An 18,559-nucleotide genomic window follows, 5' to 3' on the forward strand; every position below is an offset into this window, starting at 1 on the left:
CGACGGGCGGGGCCGACTCGGCGGGATGGCCGATAAAGTTAAGGAGCCTTACTAGATGCGTCAAGTATGCGAGAGGAATCGGTGAGAATGGTCCGATGGCCGCCGGCGACGTCGTAGAGCAGCAGGAACAGCCCTGGAGCAGGCAGCGGCTGCGAAGCACCAACGAGCGGTTGCTGCTGGACCGGCTGCGCGCGCTCGGGTCCGCGTCCCGGGCCCAACTGGCCCGCGAGACGGGCCTGTCGAAGCCGACGGTCTCCAGCGCGCTGGCGTCGCTGGAGTCGGCGGGGCTGGTCCACGAGGTCGGTACCCACGCCCCGGAGCGCGGCCGCACGGCCGTCCTGTACGCGCCGGACCCGGCGGCGGGGTACGCGCTCGGGATCGACGTCGGCCGCGGCTGGCTGCGGGTGGCGGTCGCCGATCTCGACGGCACCCTGGTCGCCCGCTCCGACGTGCGCAACCGGGCCCGCGGCTCGGGCGCGATGGCCGATCTGCTGGTCTCCACCGCACGGCAGGTGGTCGCCAACTCGGGGGTGGACCCGGCCGAGGTGGTGCACGGGGTGGTGGGCACGCCGGGTGTGTACGACGAGCGGCAGCGGCGGGTGCGGTACGCGATGCATCTGCCGGGCTGGGGGCGCGCCGGGCTGTTCGACCGGATGCGCGAGGAACTGGGCGTCCCGCTGGAGGTGCACAACGACGCCAATCTCGCGGCGCTGGGCGAGTACACCTACGGCGTCGGGGCGGGCAGCCGGCTGTTCGCCTACATCATGATCGGCACCGGTCTGGGCATGGGCGTGGTCAGCGAGGGGCGGCTGTTCACCGGGGCCCACGGGCTCGCCGGGGAGATCGGCTTCCTGCCCTGGCCGGGGCAGCGGCCCGAGCCCGAGCGGCTGGAGGACGCGGTGTCGGGGGTGGCCGTGGTCGAGGCGGCACGCCGGTTCGGGATGACCGGGCAGCTCACCGCGAAGTCCGTGTTCGACGCGGCACGGCAGGGTGATCAGGCCGCCGTGGCGGCGGTACGTCTGGAGGGCGAGCGGATCGCGCACACGGTGGCGGCGGCCGCGGCCGTGCTCGACCCGGACCTGGTGGTGCTGGGCGGCGGGGTCGGCCACAGCGTCGATCTCCTCCTGCGCCCGGTACGGGATCACCTGCGCACGCTGTCGCCGCTGCGCCCGAAGCTCGCGCCCAGCCGGCTGGGCGAGGACGCGGTGCTGCTCGGCGCGGTGGCCACGGCCCTGGGAACCGCCCGTGACTTGGTCTTCGAGCGCCGGTCGGCCGCGTCCTGAGACCGGCTCCCGACCCGGCGGCGCCAACTCGCGCGGGCACCACGGTGATTGACACGCCCTTCTCGGGACCTTAGCTTGAGGCAGGTTAGTAAAGTTTCCTAACTTTACGAGCCTGGAGACCATGTGTTCCCTCGCCCCGCCCCCGGACACCGCCTCGCCGCGGCAGCCGTGGCCCTCGGCCTGCTCGGTTCACTCAACACGAGCGCCTGGGCCGGCGCCAGGAACCCGGCCGGGGCCGCGGCCGATTCCCCCTCGCACGGCCACGCCCGGGTCACCCGGGTGCCGTCCGCCGCGGGCTCCGCCACCCCGTTGTCGGGCTTCGCGATCCGGTCGACGGCCGAGGTGGGCGACTCCGCGACGGCGGTCTCCTCCCCCGGCTACCCGGCCAGGGGCTGGTATCCGGCGGGCCCCCGCTCCACGGTCCTGGCCGCGCTCCTCGCCGACGGCGGGTACGCCGACCCGTTCGTCTCCACCAACCTCCAGAAGATCCCCAAGTCGCCCTTCCAGGTGCCCTGGTGGTACCGCAGCGACTTCACCGTGAAGGACACCTCGCACCGCACCTACCTGGACTTCAGCGGGGTCGTCTCGGCGGCCGACGTGTACGTCAACGGCCATCTGGTGGCAACGGCCGCCGACGTCGCCGGCGCCTACACCCACCACGAACTGGACGTCACCGCCCTGGTGACGGCCGGCCCGAACACGGTCGCCTTCCGCATCCAGCCCAACAACCCGAACAAGAACCTCACCATGGGCTGGCTCGACTGGCTCCAGCCGCCGCCCGACCAGAACATGGGCATCGTCCGCGACGTCCTGGTCCGGCGCGGCGGCCCGGTCGCGCTGCGCGACGCGCACGTCGTCACGAAGCTCGCGGTGCCCTCCCTCGCGGCGGCCGACCTGACCGTGAAGGCGCAGGCCCGCAACGACTCGGACACGGCCGTCACCGCCGAGGTCTCCGGCACCGTCGCCGGGACCACCTTCACCAGGTCGGTCGCGCTCGCCGCCCACGAGGCCAGGACCGTCACCTTCACCCCCGCCGACACCCCCGGTCTGCACCTGACCTCCCCCAAGGTGTGGTGGCCCGCGGGCATGGGCGGCCAGCCCCTCTACGACCTCGGCCTCACCGCCTCCGTCGCCGGGACGGTTTCGGACACCGCCCACGAGAGCTTCGGCATCCGGGACGTGAGGGCCCCGCTGAACTCCGACGGCGCCCGCCAGTACTCGGTCAACGGCCGCCGGCTGCTGATCAAGGGCGGCGGCTGGTCACCGGACGAGTTCCTGCGCTGGGACCGCACCTATGCCGAGGACCGTCTGAAGTACGCCCTCGACCTGGGCCTGAACGCCATCCGGCTGGAAGGCCACATCGAGCCCGACGAGTTCTTCGGCCTCGCCGACAGACTCGGCGTCCTCACCCTGCCCGGCTGGGAGTGCTGCGACAAGTGGGAGGGGCAGACCAACCCCGGCGAGAGCGGCGAGAAGTGGACCGCCGCCGACTACTCGGTCGCCCGGGCCTCGATGGCCGCCGAGGCCGCCCGGCTGCGTGACCACCCGAGCGTGATCTCCTTCCTGATCGGCAGCGACGCCGCGCCCGACGCGAAGATCGAGAAGCACTATCTGGACGCTCTGGACGCCGCCGACTGGGCCGTCCCGGTGGTGCCCGCCGCCTCGGACAAGTCGGCTCCCCAGCTGGGCCGTTCGGGCATGAAGATGACCGGCCCCTACGACTGGGTCCCGCCCGGCTACTGGTACGCCAAGCGCGAGGGCGGCGCCACCGGCTTCAACTCCGAGACCAGCGCCGGACCGGACATCCCCACGCTCGACACCCTGCGCCGGATGATGACCCCGGCCGAACTCGACACCCTCTGGAAGAACCCGGACGCCAAGCAGTACCACCGCTCGCCGTCCGCGACCTTCGGCACCCTGAAGATCTACGACGCCGCCCTCACCGGCCGCTACGGCGCCCCGCAGAGCCTCACCGACTACGTCAGGAAGGCCCAGCTCGCCCAGTACGAGAACGTCCGCGCCCAGTACGAGGCGTACGGACGCAACCAGACCGACGCCTCGAAGCCCTCCACCGGGGTCGTCTACTGGATGTTCAACAGCGGCTGGACGTCGCTGCACTGGCAGCTGATGGACCGTTACCTCGACCAGGGCGGCGCCTACTTCGGCGCGAAGAAGGCCAACGAGCCCCTGCACATCCAGTACTCCTACGACGACCGCTCGGTCGAGGTGGTCGGCAACCGGCACACGCCCGCCTCCCGGCTCACCGCCCGGGCGACCCTGTTCAACCCCGACGGCACCCAGAAGTACGACAGGACCGTCACGGGTCTGACGGTCGCGGGCGACGGAGCGCACACCACCGCCCTCACCCTGCCGGCCTCGGTGAGCGGGCTGTCGTCGACGTATCTGGCACGGCTGGTGCTGACCGACGCGGACGGCAGGGAGGTGAGCCGCAACGTCTACTGGCTCTCCACCAGGCCCGACACCCTCGACTGGGCGAAGTCCGACTGGTACCACACGCCGACGACGAGTTACGCGGACCTGACGGGACTCTCGTCGATGGCCTCGGTCCCGGTCACGGCGACGGCGTCGACGACGGAGGCGGACGGCATGTCGACCACCACGGTCACCGTCCGCAACACGGGCACGGGCAGGACCCCGTCCCTGCTAACGGACGTCCACCTGGTCGACTCGAAGGGCAGGCCGGTACTGCCGGTGCGCTGGTCGGACAACGAGGTCAGCCTGTGGCCGGGCGAGTCGGCGACCCTCACGGCCGACTACCGGACCGCCGACCTGCACGGCTCCGCACCCCAGGTGCGGGTCTCCGGCTGGAACGCGCGGGAACGGACGTTCACCGCGCGGTGAGCGGACGGGGCCCGGCCGGGGAGACGGCCGGGCCCCAGGGCCTCAACTCACGTTGAGGGCCGTGTCGTCGATGACGAACGACGTCTGCAGGGTGGATCCCTCGGTGCCGGTGAACTTGAGGGTCACCGTCTGGCCCGCGTAGCTCGCCAGGCTGAAGCTGCGCTGGGTGTAGCCGCTGGCGGCGTTGAGGTTGGAGTACGTCGCCAGGGTGCTCAGTACGGTCCCGGAGCTGTTGAGCACCTGGACCTTGAGCGTGTCGTACGCCGTGCTGGTGGTGGTCTCCGCCGTGTCGATGTGCGTGTAGAAGCTCAGGGCGGCGGTGGTGCAGGCGGACGGGATGGTCACCGACTGGGAGAGCGTGTCGGTGTGGGCGGAGCCGTAGCCGTCGAGCCAGGCGTAGTACGAGCCGGTGCGGGCGGACTCGCTGCTGGAGTTGGTGATGACACCGCTGGTGGCGCTCCAGGTGGTGTTGCCGGACTCGAAGCCGTTGTTGCCGAGGAGCTGGGCGGAGGTGCAGGTGCCGGTACCGCCACCGCCGCCTCCGCTGCTGCCGCTGCTCGCGCCGGCGAGCCAGGCGGTGGCGTTCAGGGCGAGGGCCGCGTTGGTGGCGCCGGAGTCGTTCCAGCCGTCGTACAGCGTGTTGCCGGACTGGCCGGTGCCGTCGTCGATCGGTGAGCTGTCACCCCAGAAGGCGACGCGCCCGCTGCCGAAGGTACTGGTCAGGAAGAAGGCCCCGGTGTTGCCCGAGTAACCGCTGCGGTACACCAGCCCCTTGACGTTGGAGTTGTCGGAGGGCTTGAGGGTGGCGGTGGTGCCGTCGGCGATCAGGCTCTTGGTGACGGTGCCGTAGGAGCCGTTCAGCACCGGGTCGCTGCTGTCGCTGATCGCGGCCGGGTAGCCGGAACTGATGTCGAGCGAGTCGATCGAGAAGCCGAACGGGTCCGACGAGTCGACGCTGTTGTTGGTCATCAGGTCGTTGAGGATCTCGACCGCGTCGTAGCCGTCGTTGTTGCGGTCGGCGCCGGTGTGGTCGGAGATCATGAACAGGCCGCCGCCGTTGTTCACGAAGTTCATGATCGCCGTCTTCTCGGCGGTCGTGAACAGCGTGTTGGGCTCGGGCAGGACCAGGGCGTCGAAGTTCGACAGGTCGGTCGTCGACGAACCGCCGTACGTGAGGGCGCTGGTGGCGGTCTTGAGGCTGTAGCTGCCGGTCTTCTGCAGGTCTACGCCCCACGACGAGAGCGCACCGGTCCAGTCCGTCTCCGAGGACGGGGAGGAGTCCTCGGCCAGCGGGTCGGGCTTGCTGGTGGAGATGATCCAGTCCGCGTTGCCGGCCTCCTCGGCATGGCCGTCGTCGAACAGGACGCGGTAGGTGGTGGCCGCGTGAGCGGGAGCGGCCGCGGTGCCGACCTGGAGGGCGGCTCCCGAGACGAGCAGTCCGAACCCGGCCAGGGCGGTGGTGAGTCTGTGGCGGGATCTGCTGGATCCAAGCATCCGGCGAACCTCCATGAGGGGGTGGGGTAGAGGCGGTGCGGGCGCCAACTCTGCGCGCGTAGAACCTGCTTGAGATTTCTACACGCGTCAACTCATTGAAAGGTACATGGCATGTCTGGCCGGTGAACAGAAAAGCGCTGTAACAACCGGACGGGACTGGCTCCCGGTTGAGCGGGCAGATTGGACAGCAGCGGGGTACCGACGAAGAGGGGCGGACATGGAGATCTCGGGCATCATCAGTGCCATCGTCATCGGCGCCATCATCGGTGTTCTGGGGCGCCTGGTCGTCCCCGGCCGCCAGCACATCGGCCTGCTGTGGACCATAGTCGTCGGCATCGTGGCGGCGCTGCTGGGCTCGGCGCTCGCGGCGGGCTTCGGCGTGGCCGACACGAAGGGCCCCGACTGGATCGAGTGGTTCATCCAGATCGCGCTGGCGGCGGTGGGGGTGTCGGCCCTGGACCGAATGAAATCACGCCGGTGACTCAGAGCGCCCCGTCAGGGGCGCGGGGCGCATCTGATGTACGGCGTTGTCGTACTCAACGCATGAAAACCGAGCCGCTCAAGAATCGGCCGGCTAGTCGGCAACGCATCCACCTGCAGATACCGATACCCGTGGTCCGCGGCGACACGCGCGCGGTGAGCGACCAGGGCGCGGTACACGCCCCGCCCCCGCCACCCCTCCACCGTGCCGCCGCCCCACAGCCCGGCGAACCGCGTCCCCGGCACCAGCTCCATCCGTGCGGCGCTCACCGGCTCGTCCCCGGCCAGCGCCACGACCGCGACGACGGTGGCGGACCGCTCGGCCAGCTGCCCCAGCAGCCGGTGCCGCAGCTGCGAACCGTCCGTGCCGAAGGCCTTCTCGTGCACGTCCACCACGAGGTCGACGCCCGCCGCGTCCGTGGCGGGCACCACCTGTACGCCGTCCGGGAGTTCGGCGTCCAACTGCAGTCCGGCGACCTCGGCGACCATCAGCGTCTCCTCCGGCTCCGGCCGCAGCCCGGCCGCGACGAGCCGCGTGCCGAGGTCCGCGGGCCGGTCATGGCCGTAGACCTTCCACTCGAACTCGCGTCCCTGCCGCTCGAAGAAGTCGATCTGCTCGGCGATCGCGCGATCCGCGGTCGTCTCGTCGAGGTCCGACCAGAGGACCCCGTTCCACCCTCCTTCGGCGTCCGCGCTCTGTCGCACCACCCCACCGACGCGTTCGATCCGGGCGCCGGGGCCGTCGGGGCGGGCGCCCTCGCGCATCTCACGGTCGTACAGGGCGAGCACTGCTTGGTGATCCATCCCCGCACTTCAGCATCCCGGCCCCACGGCGGCAACGCATTTACCCGGGGTCAGCCGAGTTCGAGTGTCGTGACCCCGAAGACCCGCTCGCGGGCGTGGTCGCGGACCGGGCCCGTGTACATGCGGGCGGTCTCGAACGAGGCCGTGAATCCGGCCTCTTCGGCGAGGGCGATGCCCGCCGCGCTGGTCTCGGGCACGTCGATGGCGACCTGGCCGCCGGCCGCCTCGGCGGTCAGGGCGGCGAAGAGGGCCTGGGCGTCCTCGGCGGTGTCGGCGAAGAGGGGGCCGATGCGCAGGCTGTCGCGGCCGGGGCGGAGCACGCCGTAGCCGGTGAGGCGGTCGCCGTCGTGGCGGACGATCGCCCGGTGACCGGGAGCGGTGAGCCATGCGGCGAGGAAGCGCGGCCGGTCGGCCGGGCAGCAGGCGCTGTCGTACGCCGTGAGGGCCGCCAGGTCGGCGGCGCGGGCGGGGCGGACCCGGCCAGGAGCTTCGGCGGCGGGGGCCTCGCCCATGAACCGGACGGTGCGGTGGGCGAGTTCGAAGCCGGACTGGCGGTAGTTGTCCTGCTGGGCCACCACGCCGTCCAGGCCGACGGTGCGGTCGCCCGCGTGGGCGAGGGCGGTCTTCCAGGTGGTGAGACCGTGGCCGCGGCCGCGCAGGTCGGGGCGGACCAGGTAACACCCCAGAAAGGCGTAGTCGGCGCCGTAGTTGACGACGGAGATGGCCGACACCGGTTCCCCGTCGACGCGGCCGATGAAGAACCCGTCGGGGTCCTGGGCGAAGAAGGCGGGGCCGTCCGACAGACCCGGATTCCAGCCCTCGTCCGCCGCCCAGCCGCTGATCACCGGCCAGTCGTCGAGCGTGGCCCGGGTGACGACGAGGTCTGCGGGGGCCGGAGAGGTCATCGGTGCGCTCCCTTGCGTGGCTGGGCCGGACGGCGCGGCGACCGGCACCGCGCCCGCAGCATCCTTCCCGATCACCGTGCCCCGCGCCACGCCGGGATCAAGCCGTCGCCGTGCCCAACAGGCCCTTACGGGGCTTCTGTCGGCCTGGGGCCGCGCAGGTGTTGCCGGGTCCGTGCATGGCGAAGGCCCCACCGGTCGGGGTCCGGTGGGGCCTTGTCGACGAGAACGGCGGTGTCCCGCCTCGGTTATCACGTCGGCCGGTCAGCGCTTCCGGCCGGGCCGGAAGCGCCGGTGCAGGGCGGTCCCGGTGAGCAGGAGCACCACGCTGCCCGCGACGGCGGGGCCCGCCAGGTCCGTGCCGGTGTGGGCGAGGGTGGTCACCGGGGCCGGTGGTTCGGCGGGGTGCTGCGGCTTCGGTGCCGGGTGGTTCCTGACCGGGGTCGGGGCCGGCGGCTCCGGGGCGGGCGGCCGGGCGGTGGGCGGCTGGGCCTTGGGCGGTTCCGGGACCGGACTCGTCGGCGTGCTCGGGTGGTCGCCGCTCTCGTTCACGCAGGTGTTGCCCGCCGCCGGGTTGAGCAGCCCCACCACGTTCACGGTGTTGCCGCACACGTTCACCGGGAGGTCGACCGGCAACTGGACGCCGTTGCCGGAGATCACCCCGGGCGAGTCCTTCTCGATGCCCTGCGCGGACGCACCGCCGGAGGTGGCCGAGCCACCGGACGTGGCCGAACCGCCGGACGCGTCCGAGTCACCGGGCGCGTGGTGACGGACGCCGCCGCCCTTGTTCACGCACGTGTTGCCGGCCGCCGGGTTGAGCAGCCCCACCACGTTCACGGTGTTACCGCACACGTTCACCGGGACGTGGACCGGCAGCTGAATGCCGTTGCCGGAGATCACCCCGGGCGAACCGGCCGCGATGCCGTCCGCGCCCGCGTCGGCCCAGGCCGGGACGGCCACAGCCATCGCACCGGAGGCGGCGGCGACGGCGATCACACCGTTTCGGGTAACCCGTTTCATAGGTTCCCTGCCTTCCAGACATGATTGCGGGCGCTCGCCCGCAACGGTTAAAACGCAGACGAACCATCTGAGTTATGGCTTTCCTCCGTTTCACCCCATCGAGTGATGCCGCTCTCGAACCGGCGGCAAAAATGTGCAAGGGCACCGAAGCGGGTGATCGCGCGGAGAACACGGCCCCCGGCCCCGGCCCGCTCGCCGGGAGGCGTGCCCCGCAGGGCCCGCTTATGGTGATCGAAAGCCCTGCCGAGAGCGGCGCGTTCCTGGAGGCCCTCGATGCCGGCCCTGCCCCGTACCCGGCCCGCCGTGCGACGTTCCCGGTCCGCCGTGCGACGCTGCGCCGGTGCCGGAGCCGTCGTACTGACCCTGCTGGGCGCGGGGCTGCCCGCGGCCGCGGCGGCGGGTGGCCGGCAGCCGGACCTGACCCGGTTCTACCGGCAGAAGGTCCGGTGGGTGGCGTGCAGGGAGGCGGAGCTGCCCAAGGACATGCAGTGCGCCAAGGTGACCGTCCCGCTCGACTACGCGAGGCCGGACAAGGGCACCGTCGATCTCGCGCTGTCCCGGTACCGGGCGACGGGGACGTCACGGGGTTCGGTGCTGCTGAACTTCGGCGGCCCGGGTGGCTCGGGCGTCAGCCAGCTCGGGCTCGACGGCAAGGACTTCATGAGCCTGACCAACGGCTACGACGTGGTCGCCTTCGATCCGCGCGGGGTCGGCCGCTCCTCCCCCGTCAGCTGCGGCGAGAGCCCCGGCGGGTCCTCGGACGGAGGCGGCACGGACGAGTTCCCCGACATCGGCCATCCGCAGGCCCTGATGAAGGCGCTGAAGCTGCTGACGGTCCGGTGCAGCAGGCACTCCGGCGCCGTGCTGTCCCACATAGGCACCGTGAACGCCTCCCGGGACCTGGACGTCATCCGCCAGGCGCTCGGCGACCGGAAACTGAACTATCTGGGCTTCTCCTACGGCACCAGGCTCGGCGCGGTGTACGCGGCGCAGTTCCCGCACAACGTGGGCCGGATGGCGCTGGACGGCGTGGACACCCTGACCGAGTCGCTGGCCGAGCAGGGCAAGGCGGGCGCCCGGGGGCAGCAGACGGCGCTGGACGACTTCCTGGACTGGTGTGTCACCGACGTCGCATGCCCGTTCGGACAGGACCGGCGCAAGGCCGGGGACGCCGTCGTCGAGCGGGTCCGCTCGCTCGACCAGCACCCGATGCCGTCGGACTTCGGCGGCGCCTACACCGGCCGGGACCTGGTGGACGCCCTCGGTCAGGGGCTGTACGGCAAGGAGCAGTGGCCGCGGCTGGAACGGGCGCTGGCCTCGCTGATCGAGGACGGCGACACCCGGGGGGTGCAGAACGTCGCGTCCGGCGGCTACGCCCTCCCCGGGCGGCAGCGCGACGGCGGGCTGGTGGACAGCACGGACATCCCCGCGGACAACCTGACGGCGGCCCTCATGGCGATCGACTGCGCCGACGACCCGGACCGGCCGGGCGCCGAGCAGCTGACCCGGGACATCGCCCGGCTGGACAAGGAGTACCAGCGGGTGTCCCCCGTCTTCGGCCGGCAACGGCTCACCCAGGTGCTGCTGTGCTACGGCCGGCCGCGCGGCACGGACTTCATCCGCGACGAGGTGAAGGACGTGTCCTCCGCGCGGATGCTGCTCGTGGGCACGCGGGGCGACCCGGCGACGCCGTACCCGTGGACGATCGAGACGGCGAAGCGGCTCGGGCCGTCGGCCGTGGTGCTGGACAACAGGGGCGACGGCCACACCGGGTACACGTCCTCGAAGTGTGTGCACGGCAAGGTCGACGACTTCCTGCTGTACGGCACGCTGCCGCCCGACGGCAGCTCCTGCCCGGCGGACGGCGACGGCCGCAGCGCCGTCACCGACTCGCCGGACTGAGGCGCGCCGGGCTGGGGCCCGCCGGACCGAGGCTCAGGAGAGGGTCAGGTCCGGGTTGTAGAGGTCGATCCAGTGGGCCAGGTCGAGGGTGCGTTCCAGGCCGCGCCGGGCGGCCTGGGTGCCCAGTCCGGTCCGGTGGGCGGCGCGGTGCGCCTTCTCGCGGTCGACGAGGTCGAAGACCCGGTGGTCGGGCCGGGTCAGCAGGTCCTTGACCTGGTCCTGGAGGGCGCGGCCGTAGTCCGGGTCCTGGGTGGACGGGTAGGGGCTCTTGACGCGGTCGTACACGGACTGCGGGAGGACGTCCCTGGTGGCCTCCCTGAGCAGGGTCTTCTCGCGGCCGTCGAAGGACTTGAGGGCCCAGGGCGCGTTGTAGACGTACTCGACGAGCCGGTGGTCGCAGAACGGCACCCGGACCTCCAGGCCGACGGCCATGCTCATCCGGTCCTTGCGGTCGAGCAGGATGCGCACGAACCGGGTGAGGTGCAGATAGCTCATGCGGCGCATGCGGTACTCGAAGTCGCTCTCGCCGGTGAGGCGCTGGATCTCGGTGACGGCGGAGTGGTAGCCGTCGGCGATGTAGGACTCCAGGTCGAGGGACTTGGCGAGGTCCGCGCGCAGGACGTCGGAGTCGTCGCCGAAGTGGCGGGCGAACTGGACCAGCCAGGGGAAGGTGTCGGCGGTGCGGGCGCCTTCGTCGAAGAACTGCAGGTAGCCGCCGAACACCTCGTCGGCGGACTCCCCGGACAGGGCGACGGTGGACTGGTCGCGGACGGCCCGGAACAGCAGCAGGAGGGAGGTGTCCATGTCCCCGAACCCGGCCGGCAGGTCGCGGGCCCGGATCACCCGCTCGCGGACGGCGGGGTCGGCGAGGCTGCCCGCGTCGAGGACGATGTCCTGGTGGTCGGTGCGGGCCAGCCGGGCCACGTCGTGCACGAAGGGCGTGTCGGGGGTGCCGCGCAGTTCGTCGGCGACGAAGTTGTCGGTCTGGCCGACGAAGTCGACGGCGAAGCTGCGGACCTTCTCGCCCTGTGCGGCGAGTTGGCGGGCGGCGATGGCGGTCATGGCGGAGGAGTCGAGGCCGCCGGAGAGCAGGGTGCAGCGGGGCACGTCGGCGACCAGTTGGCGGCGCACGATGTCGTCGAGGAGTTCGCGGACGGTGGCGACGGTGGTGTCGCGGTCGTCGGGGTGCGGGCGGGTCTCCAGGCGCCAGTAGACACGGGTGCGCAGACCGGAGCGGTCGACGGTGACGACGGTGCCGGGTTCGACCTCGCGCATGCCCTCCCACACGGCGCGCCCGGGGTTCTTGACCATGGTGAACAGCTCGCGCAGCCCGTCGAGGCCGACCCGGGGGCGGACCAGCGGGTTCGCCAGGATCGCCTTGGGTTCGGAGCCGAACAGGACGCCGTCGGGGGTCGGGTACATGTAGAAGGGCTTGATGCCCATGCGGTCGCGGATCATCACGAGCTTGTCGTGGCGGCCGTCCCAGACGGCGAAGGCGTACATGCCGTTCAGCCGCTCGGCGACGGCGTCGCCCCACTCCACATAGCCGCGGAGCACGACCTCGGTGTCGGAGTCGGTGATGAACCGGTGGCCGCGGTCGGTGAGTTCGCGGCGCAGTTCGGTGAAGTTGTAGGCCTCGCCGGAGTAGACCATCGCGACGGTGCCGTCCGGGGTGCGGACGGTCATGGGCTGGCGGCCGCCGGGCAGGTCGATGATCGCGAGCCGGCGGTGGCCCAGGGCGGCGGGGCCCTCGCTCCAGGTGCCGCGGTCGTCGGGGCCGCGGCAGGCCATGGTCTCCGTCATTGCATCCAATGCGCGTGTCTCGGTGGTGAGGTCACGGTCGAAGGAGACCCAGCCGGTGATGCCACACATGCGTTACCTCCCGCTGCCGGTCGGCCGGGCAAGCTGCGCCACCTGCGGTTCCATGGAGGAGACGATTGCCCTGGCGAACCACTTGTATTCAGCACCTATATAACGAGCGTGCTCCCGGGACCCCGGCCGGTCAACTTGGCCGTAACACGGACGGCCGATCCGCCCCACCCTTTCGGCCGCGTTTTGCCCGCGCGAGAGCCGCGCATCCGCCCCGCATCGGGCCCGGCCCGCCCCGAACCGGCCAAGCGCAAAAAGTTCTCCAAGCAGACCGGCGCCGGGCTGTCCGCCCGGCGCCGGTCACTCGGTGCTGCCGCCCCCTCGCGCTACGGCTTCGCCGCCACGAAGCGGTCGAGCGCCGCCGTCAGCTCGGCCGGCCGCTCCACCGGGAGCTCATGGCCCGCGTCGATGATCCGGACCTCCGCGTCCGGGTAGGCCTTGGCCATCCGCAGCATCTGCCGCACCGGCAGCTGGATGTCGTGGTAGCCGTGCACCATCAGGGTCGGGGCGGCGATCTCGCCGGCCCGGTCGAGAACGTCGAAGGCCCGCATGGCGCCGTACAGCGTCATGACGACCTCGCGCGGGGTGGCGGCGGAGGCGCGGACGTACTCGCGTATCTCCTCGCGGGGGTACCCCGGGGCGAAGGCACGCTGGATGTTGGCGGCGACGAACAGCTTGTACGGCACCAGGGTCGAGGCGGCCATCAGCAGACCGCGGCCGCGGCTGTAGGTCATCCGGCCGATGGAGTTGACCAGCACCATCCGTTCGACCCGCCCGGGGTGGCCGAGCGCGAGGGTCTGGGAGATCATGCCGCCCATGGAGTGACCGACGGGGACGAAACGGTCCACCTCCAGATGGTCGAGGAGGGCGACGACGTCCTGGGCGAGCTCGGCGACCGTCCGCACGCCGGCCCCGGTGCTCTCGCCGTGGCCGCGCAGGTCGAGGCGGATCACCCGGCGGTGCCCGGCGAAGTGCGCCATCTGGTGGTCCCAGCGGTGCCGGTTCGCGGTCCAGCCGTGGATGAACACCAGGGGCGCGGCGGCGCCGTCGCGGGGGCCCTCGTCGTCGTACGTCAGCGCCGCTCCGTCGACTTCGAGCTGCGGCATGGGGGCCTCCTGGGGCGCGATCCGGTTACTGCCGGGTACGGTAACCGGCCGCATCGCCCGACGTCACCGGGAAGCCGGCCTCAACAGGGTTACAGAGTGCGCAGGATGGCCCGTACGGCGGCCTCGGCGTCGGCGTCGGACACCGCGAGCCGCGCGAAGGGCGCGGACGGCGCCAGGTCGACGAGGACGACCGGGCCGTGTTCGTGGACGGCGACGAAGTCACGTCCGCCGGGGTACTCCCAGGCGCCGATGCAGAAGCGGTCGGGGAGCCAGTGGCCGTGGTGTGCCTCGCCGCGCAGCACCCGCCACCAGTCGGGTTCCACCGAGGCCGAGCGCACCTGCGCGAGCGGCACCCGCACCTGGCGTCGGTGGGCGAGCAGCTTCTCCCGCCCGCTCAGACGGACGACGACCTCGTCGTCGTCCACGGTCAGCCGGGCCATCGCACCCACCTCCTCCACTCGCAAGGGAATTACCCCAAATGCCCCCGTCGTGAATCGGCCCTATGGTGCTGATATGGAGCACGCACTCAGTCCAACGTCCCTCGCCGAGCTGCGCCGCCCGCGTCTCTACCCCGCTGTCTCCGTGCTGACGCCGACGCACCGCCGCGAGCCCGACAACGCCCAGGATCCCGTCCGGCTGCGCAATGTCGTGGCCGAGGCGAAGAAGCAGCTGGAAGCCGATCCCTCGGTCACCCGGGAACGGCGTTCCGATGTCGTCGACCAGCTCGACCGGGCCCTCGCCGAGGTCGATCTGGCCCATGCCGAGGACGGCCTGGTGATCTTCGCCGCGCCCGGTGAGCACCAGGTGTGGTCGCTGGCCCGCAGTGTGCCCGAGCGGGTGGTGCTCTCGGACACGTTCCTCACCCGCAACCTGGTCTCGGCGCACGCCGCCGAACGGCCGTTCTGGGTCCTGTCGCTCTCGGCCGACCGGGTCACGCTGTGGAACGGCGGCGTCGACCGGGTCGCCGAGATCCGCTCCGACGGTTTCCCGCTGACCCGCAGCCAGGAGAACTTCGACGCCGAGCGGCGGGAACAGATCGGCGACACGCCGAGCACCTTCCGCGACGAGGACACCAAACACTTCCTGCGGGAGGCGGACACCGCGATGGCCGCGCTCCTGCGTGAGGATCCCCGTCCGCTCTACGTCACCGGCGAGCAGGCGGCCCTGGCCCTGTGGGAGGAACTCGGCAACGTCGCCAGGCAGAGCATCCCCGTGCGGCACGGCGGTCTCGCGCACGCGGGCCCGGAGGCCGTGTGGCAGGCGATCACACCGCAACTGGAGGCGGAGTCCCGCCGGAGCACCTCGTCGGTGACCCGCGAGCTCGAATCCGCGCGCGGTCACAAGACGTTCGCGGCCGGTGTCGACGAGGTCTGGCAGAACGCCCGCGAGGGCCGCGTCCGGCTCCTCGCGGTCGAGGAGAACTACCGCACCACGGTCCGCGACGACGGCGACCACCTGGTCCCGGCGGTGAGCGGCGATCTCGACGCCCGTGACGACATCGTGGACGAGATCGTCGAGCAGTGCCTGGAGACCGGCGCCGACGTCCGCTTCGTCCCGGACGGCACGCTGGGCGACGAGAACGGCATCGCGGGCGTGCTGCGCTACTGATGAGCCCCTCTCGGCCGACGTCCGGGACAGCCCCTAGGCTCGGAGTCGTGATCGTCGGCCGAGAGGGAGTGTGGCGTGGCTGAGCTGCTGGGCGTTGCGGTGCTGGGTGCAGGACACATGGGCGCCGACCACATACGACGACTCGACCGGGTGGTGAGCGGGGCGCGGGTGGCGGCTGTCGCCGATCCCGACCTCGACCGCGCCAAGGAGGCGGCGGCCGGCCTGGACGGCGTCGGGGTCCACGCGGATCCGCTGGCCGCCCTGGACGCGCCCGGTGTCGGGGCCGTGCTGATCGCCTCCCCCGGCCCGGCGCACGAGGAGCCGCTGCTCGCGGCCTTCGAGCGGGGGCTGCCGGTGCTGTGCGAGAAGCCCATGGTGCCGGACTCCACTGGTGCGCTCCGGGTGGTGGAGGCGGAGGCCAGGCTCGGGCGACGGCTCGCCCAGATCGGTTTCATGCGGCGCTACGACGCCGAGTACCGGCGCCTGAAGTCCCTGCTGGACGGCGGCGGCCTGGGCCGGCCGCTGATGCTGCACTGCACCCACCGCAATGTGTCCTCGCCGCCCGACTTCACCAGCGCGATGCTGATCAACAGCTCGGTCTCGCACGAGATCGACGCGGCCCGCTGGCTGCTCGGCCAGGAGCTGACCGCGGTGACCGTGCTGCGGCCGCGGCCGTCCTCGGGTGCCCCGGACGGGCTGCTCGACCCGCAGCTGGTGCTCTTCGAGACCGACGGCGGCGCCCTCGTCGACGTCGAGGTCTTCGTCAACTGCGGCTTCGGCTACCAGGTGCGCTGTGAGGCCGTCTGCGAGCGGGGCAGCGCCCGGATCGGCGAGGACCACACCATGCTGGTCACCTCGGCCGGCGGCGCCCGCGAGGAGGTGGCCCAGGACTATCTGGTGCGGTTCGCCGACGCCTACGACCGCGAGGTGCAGGCCTGGGTCGACGCCACCCGGCAGGGCCGGGTCACCGGGGCGAGCGTCTGGGACGGCTACGCGTCCTCCGTGGTCGCCGAGGCCGGGGTCCGGGCGCTGGAGTCCGGCGGCCGTACGACCGTCGAACTCGCCCCGCGCCCGGACCTGTACGCGGACGTCAGCCGCTGACGCTCGCGGCGCCCGTCTCCAGGTGGCCGGTGAACCGGCGCGACCAGGTCGCGTCGGAGTCCACCGTGATCGTGAAGTCGTACCAACCGCCCTGGTAGGCAACGGCGTTGAAGTAGTCCTCGGTCGCGGCACCGGCCGCCACGGTGTACGTCCAGGGGCCGTCCGTACGGTAGTTGTTCGCGGTGATGGTGAACTTCACCGATGACGAGCCCGAGTTGGTCATCCTGAACCAGATGGCGAGCTTGCCGGTGCCGGACTCCACCGCGTAACGGGGGCTCACCTCGGCCGACTTGCCGGCCTGGGTGGCGTCGCCCTGGAAGCGGCGCAGGAAGCGGTTGGGGCCGACCATGGTCAGGTCGTACTTGCCCGCGCCGTATCCGGTGCCGATGTTGAAGTAGTCGGAGGCGGTGCCCCCGGCGTCGACCGTGTACTGCCAGGGCGTGGTGTCCCGGTAGGCGTTCGGGTGGATGGAGAAGTGCGCCGCCCGGGTCGCCGGGGTGCCCTGGTTGGCCATGGTGAACCAGGCGCGGATCTGGCCGACGGTCCCGAACTCCAAGTGGTCCAGCCAGCCGTTCGGCTGGTAGGGCAGCGCGCGGGCGGGGCGGGTGCCGGACTCCTGGGCGGGCAGGGCGTTGGTGGTGGGGACCGGGTTGGGCAGCGGGCCGCAGGTGGAGTAGCCGATGACGCCGGTCGCGGGCAGGGAGACGGCGCCGTGGACCGGGTTGGCGAAGTCGAAGACACCGGTCAGGTCGCCGCTCACCCTGCGCCGCCAGCCGCTGATGTTGGGGCAGGTGGCCGGCTTGCCCAGGGCCGCGGTCCAGGTCTCCAGGAAGCGCAGCACGGAGGTGTGCTCGAAGACCTCCGAGGAGACCCAGCCGCCGCGGGTCCAGGGCGAGATGACGATCATCGGGACGCGGAAGCCGAAGCCGTACGGCACGCCGTTCAGGAACTCGTCTGCCGTGCCGGCGGGCGGGGCCGGGGGCGGGACGTGGTCGAAGTAGCCGTCGTTCTCGTCGTAGTTGAGGAACAGGACGGTGGAGTCGAAGACGTCCGCGTCGGCGGCGAGTGCCTGGTAGACCAGGTTGACGAAGTGGGCGCCGTCGCCCGGCGGGGCGTAGGGGTGCTCGGAGAAGGCTTGGTTGGCGACCACCCAGGAGACCTGCGGGAGGGTGCCCGCGACGACGTCGGCCTTGATGGCGGCGGCGATGTCGTCGGGGGTGGAGCCGGTCACGGCAGGGACCGAGGACATGCCGCGGTCGTAGAGGGGGTTGCCCGCCTTGGCGCCCGCGAAGTTCTTGAAGTAGGCGCAGCCGTTGTCCCCGTAGTTGTCCTGGGCGTTCTGGTAGACCTTCCAGGTCACACCGGCGTTCTGCAGCGCCTCGGCGTAGTTCTGCCAGGTCAGGCCGGACTCGTCACCGCCGTCGTAGCTGGTGGGGTCGACCTTGCCGCTCCACAGGTAGGTGCGGTTGGGGCCGGTGGCGCTGAGGGTGGAGCAGAAGTAGGCGTCGCAGATGGTGTAGGCGTCGGCGAGCGCGTAGTGGAAGGGGATGTCGGAGCGGTCCAGGTAGCCGAGGGAGCGGACGTTGCCGACGCCCGCGACCCAGTTGTCGAGTCGGCCCTTGTTCCACGCGGAGTGCTGGGAGGACCAGGAGTGCGGCAGGTCGCCGTTGCACTGGGCGAGGGTCTCGCCGTCCTTGCCGCCCGCGTCGGGGGTGGCGCTGAGCTTCCACGGGTACTGGCGGCCGGAGCCGTTCGGCTGGTCGAAGACCGGATACCCGCCGCCGAGGGTGATGCCGCTGCGGTCCGCGAAGCCGCGGACGCCCTTGAGGCGCCCGAAGTAGTGGTCGAAGCTGCGGTTCTCCTGCATGAGGATCACCACGTGCTTGACGTCCGAGATCGTGCCGGTCGCCGTGCTCTGGGCCGCGGCCGCGGTCCGTGGGCCGGCGGCGCCCACCGCCATGCCCGCCGCCACGGAAGCGCCCAGTCCCACGAAGCCTCTTCGGCTGATCGGTGTCATTCGCCCCGTCCTCGTCACCGGAGTGCCCCTGCGGCACACCGCGCGCCAGGGTGCACGGGGCGGTCGGCAGGCTCCGGACCGGAGCGGTGAGGCGGGAATGAACAGAAGTCA

At 71.6% G+C, this 18,559-nt stretch carries 14 protein-coding genes; 6 read left to right on the forward strand and 8 right to left on the reverse strand.

All coding sequences use genetic code 11. The features are described 5' to 3' along the window. Window positions 1-95: 95 nt before the first annotated feature. Window positions 96-1,283: an ROK family transcriptional regulator gene (locus AB0D85_RS35595; RefSeq protein ID WP_362329376.1), complete on the forward strand. Its 1,188-nt coding sequence runs from the start codon at window positions 96-98 to the stop codon at window positions 1,281-1,283. Window positions 1,284-1,406: 123 nt separating this feature from the next. Further along, a complete protein-coding gene (locus tag AB0D85_RS35600) occupies window positions 1,407-4,145 on the forward strand; it encodes a sugar-binding domain-containing protein (protein WP_362329379.1) in 2,739 nt (912 codons plus the stop codon). A gap of 42 nt (window positions 4,146-4,187) precedes the next feature. Here AB0D85_RS35600 and AB0D85_RS35605 read toward each other — a convergent pair whose 3' ends face one another. Continuing rightward, on the reverse strand, window positions 4,188-5,639 hold the full coding sequence (locus AB0D85_RS35605) for a hydrolase (RefSeq protein ID WP_362329382.1): 1,452 nt from the start codon (window positions 5,637-5,639) through the stop codon (window positions 4,188-4,190). A 217-nt stretch (window positions 5,640-5,856) separates the two neighbouring features. On the opposite strand from AB0D85_RS35605, the gene AB0D85_RS35610 reads away from it, so the two are divergent. Continuing rightward, window positions 5,857-6,120 (forward strand): GlsB/YeaQ/YmgE family stress response membrane protein, encoded by a 264-nt coding sequence (locus tag AB0D85_RS35610; protein ID WP_362329385.1) that lies wholly within the window; start codon window positions 5,857-5,859, stop codon window positions 6,118-6,120. Between the two features lie 14 nt (window positions 6,121-6,134). Here AB0D85_RS35610 and AB0D85_RS35615 read toward each other — a convergent pair whose 3' ends face one another. The 3 genes from AB0D85_RS35615 to AB0D85_RS35625 all read right to left on the reverse strand — a co-directional run bounded on the left by AB0D85_RS35615 (window position 6,135) and on the right by AB0D85_RS35625 (window position 8,845). Continuing rightward, window positions 6,135-6,923, reverse strand: a complete 789-nt coding sequence (locus AB0D85_RS35615; protein WP_362329388.1) for a GNAT family N-acetyltransferase — start codon at window positions 6,921-6,923, stop codon at window positions 6,135-6,137. 50 nt (window positions 6,924-6,973) lie between these two features. Continuing rightward, entirely contained in the window at window positions 6,974-7,828 is an 855-nt protein-coding gene (locus tag AB0D85_RS35620) for a GNAT family N-acetyltransferase (protein WP_362329391.1), read from the reverse strand. A 261-nt stretch (window positions 7,829-8,089) separates the two neighbouring features. Further along, a complete protein-coding gene (locus AB0D85_RS35625) occupies window positions 8,090-8,845 on the reverse strand; it encodes a chaplin (protein ID WP_362329394.1) in 756 nt (251 codons plus the stop codon). A 273-nt stretch (window positions 8,846-9,118) separates the two neighbouring features. Here AB0D85_RS35625 and AB0D85_RS35630 point away from each other — a divergent pair, with 273 nt between their 5' ends. Continuing rightward, the gene (locus AB0D85_RS35630; protein ID WP_362329397.1) at window positions 9,119-10,747 is read left to right on the forward strand and encodes an alpha/beta hydrolase; all 1,629 of its coding nucleotides are present in this window, start codon (window positions 9,119-9,121) and stop codon (window positions 10,745-10,747) included. A 33-nt stretch (window positions 10,748-10,780) separates the two neighbouring features. Here the strand turns inward: AB0D85_RS35630 and asnB are convergent, their stop codons facing one another. From asnB to AB0D85_RS35645, 3 genes are all read right to left on the reverse strand, one after another. After that, window positions 10,781-12,619, reverse strand: coding sequence for an asparagine synthase (glutamine-hydrolyzing) (gene asnB, locus AB0D85_RS35635; RefSeq protein ID WP_362329400.1), 1,839 nt, complete (start codon window positions 12,617-12,619; stop codon window positions 10,781-10,783). Window positions 12,620-12,942: 323 nt separating this feature from the next. Next, window positions 12,943-13,722: an alpha/beta fold hydrolase gene (locus AB0D85_RS35640; RefSeq protein ID WP_362329403.1), complete on the reverse strand. Its 780-nt coding sequence runs from the start codon at window positions 13,720-13,722 to the stop codon at window positions 12,943-12,945. Between the two features lie 89 nt (window positions 13,723-13,811). After that, entirely contained in the window at window positions 13,812-14,162 is a 351-nt protein-coding gene (locus tag AB0D85_RS35645) for a hypothetical protein (RefSeq protein WP_362329406.1), read from the reverse strand. Between the two features lie 73 nt (window positions 14,163-14,235). Here AB0D85_RS35645 and AB0D85_RS35650 point away from each other — a divergent pair, with 73 nt between their 5' ends. Beyond that, window positions 14,236-15,330 (forward strand): chemotaxis protein, encoded by a 1,095-nt coding sequence (locus AB0D85_RS35650; protein ID WP_362329408.1) that lies wholly within the window; start codon window positions 14,236-14,238, stop codon window positions 15,328-15,330. A gap of 75 nt (window positions 15,331-15,405) precedes the next feature. After that, entirely contained in the window at window positions 15,406-16,431 is a 1,026-nt protein-coding gene (locus tag AB0D85_RS35655; RefSeq protein WP_362329411.1) for a Gfo/Idh/MocA family oxidoreductase, read from the forward strand. Here AB0D85_RS35655 and AB0D85_RS35660 read toward each other — a convergent pair. Continuing rightward, on the reverse strand, window positions 16,421-18,448 hold the full coding sequence (locus tag AB0D85_RS35660) for a phosphocholine-specific phospholipase C (protein ID WP_362329414.1): 2,028 nt from the start codon (window positions 18,446-18,448) through the stop codon (window positions 16,421-16,423). The genes AB0D85_RS35655 and AB0D85_RS35660 overlap by 11 nt on opposite strands. Window positions 18,449-18,559: the final 111 nt, after the last annotated feature.

This window comes from Streptomyces sp. NPDC048277 (assembly GCF_040652235.1).
Classification (GTDB): domain Bacteria; phylum Actinomycetota; class Actinomycetes; order Streptomycetales; family Streptomycetaceae; genus Streptomyces.

Coding starts and splice junctions, on each gene's coding strand:
- AB0D85_RS35650 (WP_362329408.1), top strand. CDS start 14,236: ATGGAGCACGCACTCAGTCCAACGTCCCTCGCCGAGCTGCGCCGCCCG.
- AB0D85_RS35630 (WP_362329397.1), top strand. CDS start 9,119: ATGCCGGCCCTGCCCCGTACCCGGCCCGCCGTGCGACGTTCCCGGTCC.
- AB0D85_RS35640 (WP_362329403.1), bottom strand. CDS start 13,722: ATGCCGCAGCTCGAAGTCGACGGAGCGGCGCTGACGTACGACGACGAG.
- AB0D85_RS35605 (WP_362329382.1), bottom strand. CDS start 5,639: ATGCTTGGATCCAGCAGATCCCGCCACAGACTCACCACCGCCCTGGCC.
- AB0D85_RS35615 (WP_362329388.1), bottom strand. CDS start 6,923: ATGGATCACCAAGCAGTGCTCGCCCTGTACGACCGTGAGATGCGCGAG.
- asnB (WP_362329400.1), bottom strand. CDS start 12,619: ATGTGTGGCATCACCGGCTGGGTCTCCTTCGACCGTGACCTCACCACC.
- AB0D85_RS35610 (WP_362329385.1), top strand. CDS start 5,857: ATGGAGATCTCGGGCATCATCAGTGCCATCGTCATCGGCGCCATCATC.
- AB0D85_RS35595 (WP_362329376.1), top strand. CDS start 96: ATGGCCGCCGGCGACGTCGTAGAGCAGCAGGAACAGCCCTGGAGCAGG.
- AB0D85_RS35645 (WP_362329406.1), bottom strand. CDS start 14,162: ATGGCCCGGCTGACCGTGGACGACGACGAGGTCGTCGTCCGTCTGAGC.
- AB0D85_RS35625 (WP_362329394.1), bottom strand. CDS start 8,845: ATGAAACGGGTTACCCGAAACGGTGTGATCGCCGTCGCCGCCGCCTCC.
- AB0D85_RS35620 (WP_362329391.1), bottom strand. CDS start 7,828: ATGACCTCTCCGGCCCCCGCAGACCTCGTCGTCACCCGGGCCACGCTC.
- AB0D85_RS35660 (WP_362329414.1), bottom strand. CDS start 18,448: ATGACACCGATCAGCCGAAGAGGCTTCGTGGGACTGGGCGCTTCCGTG.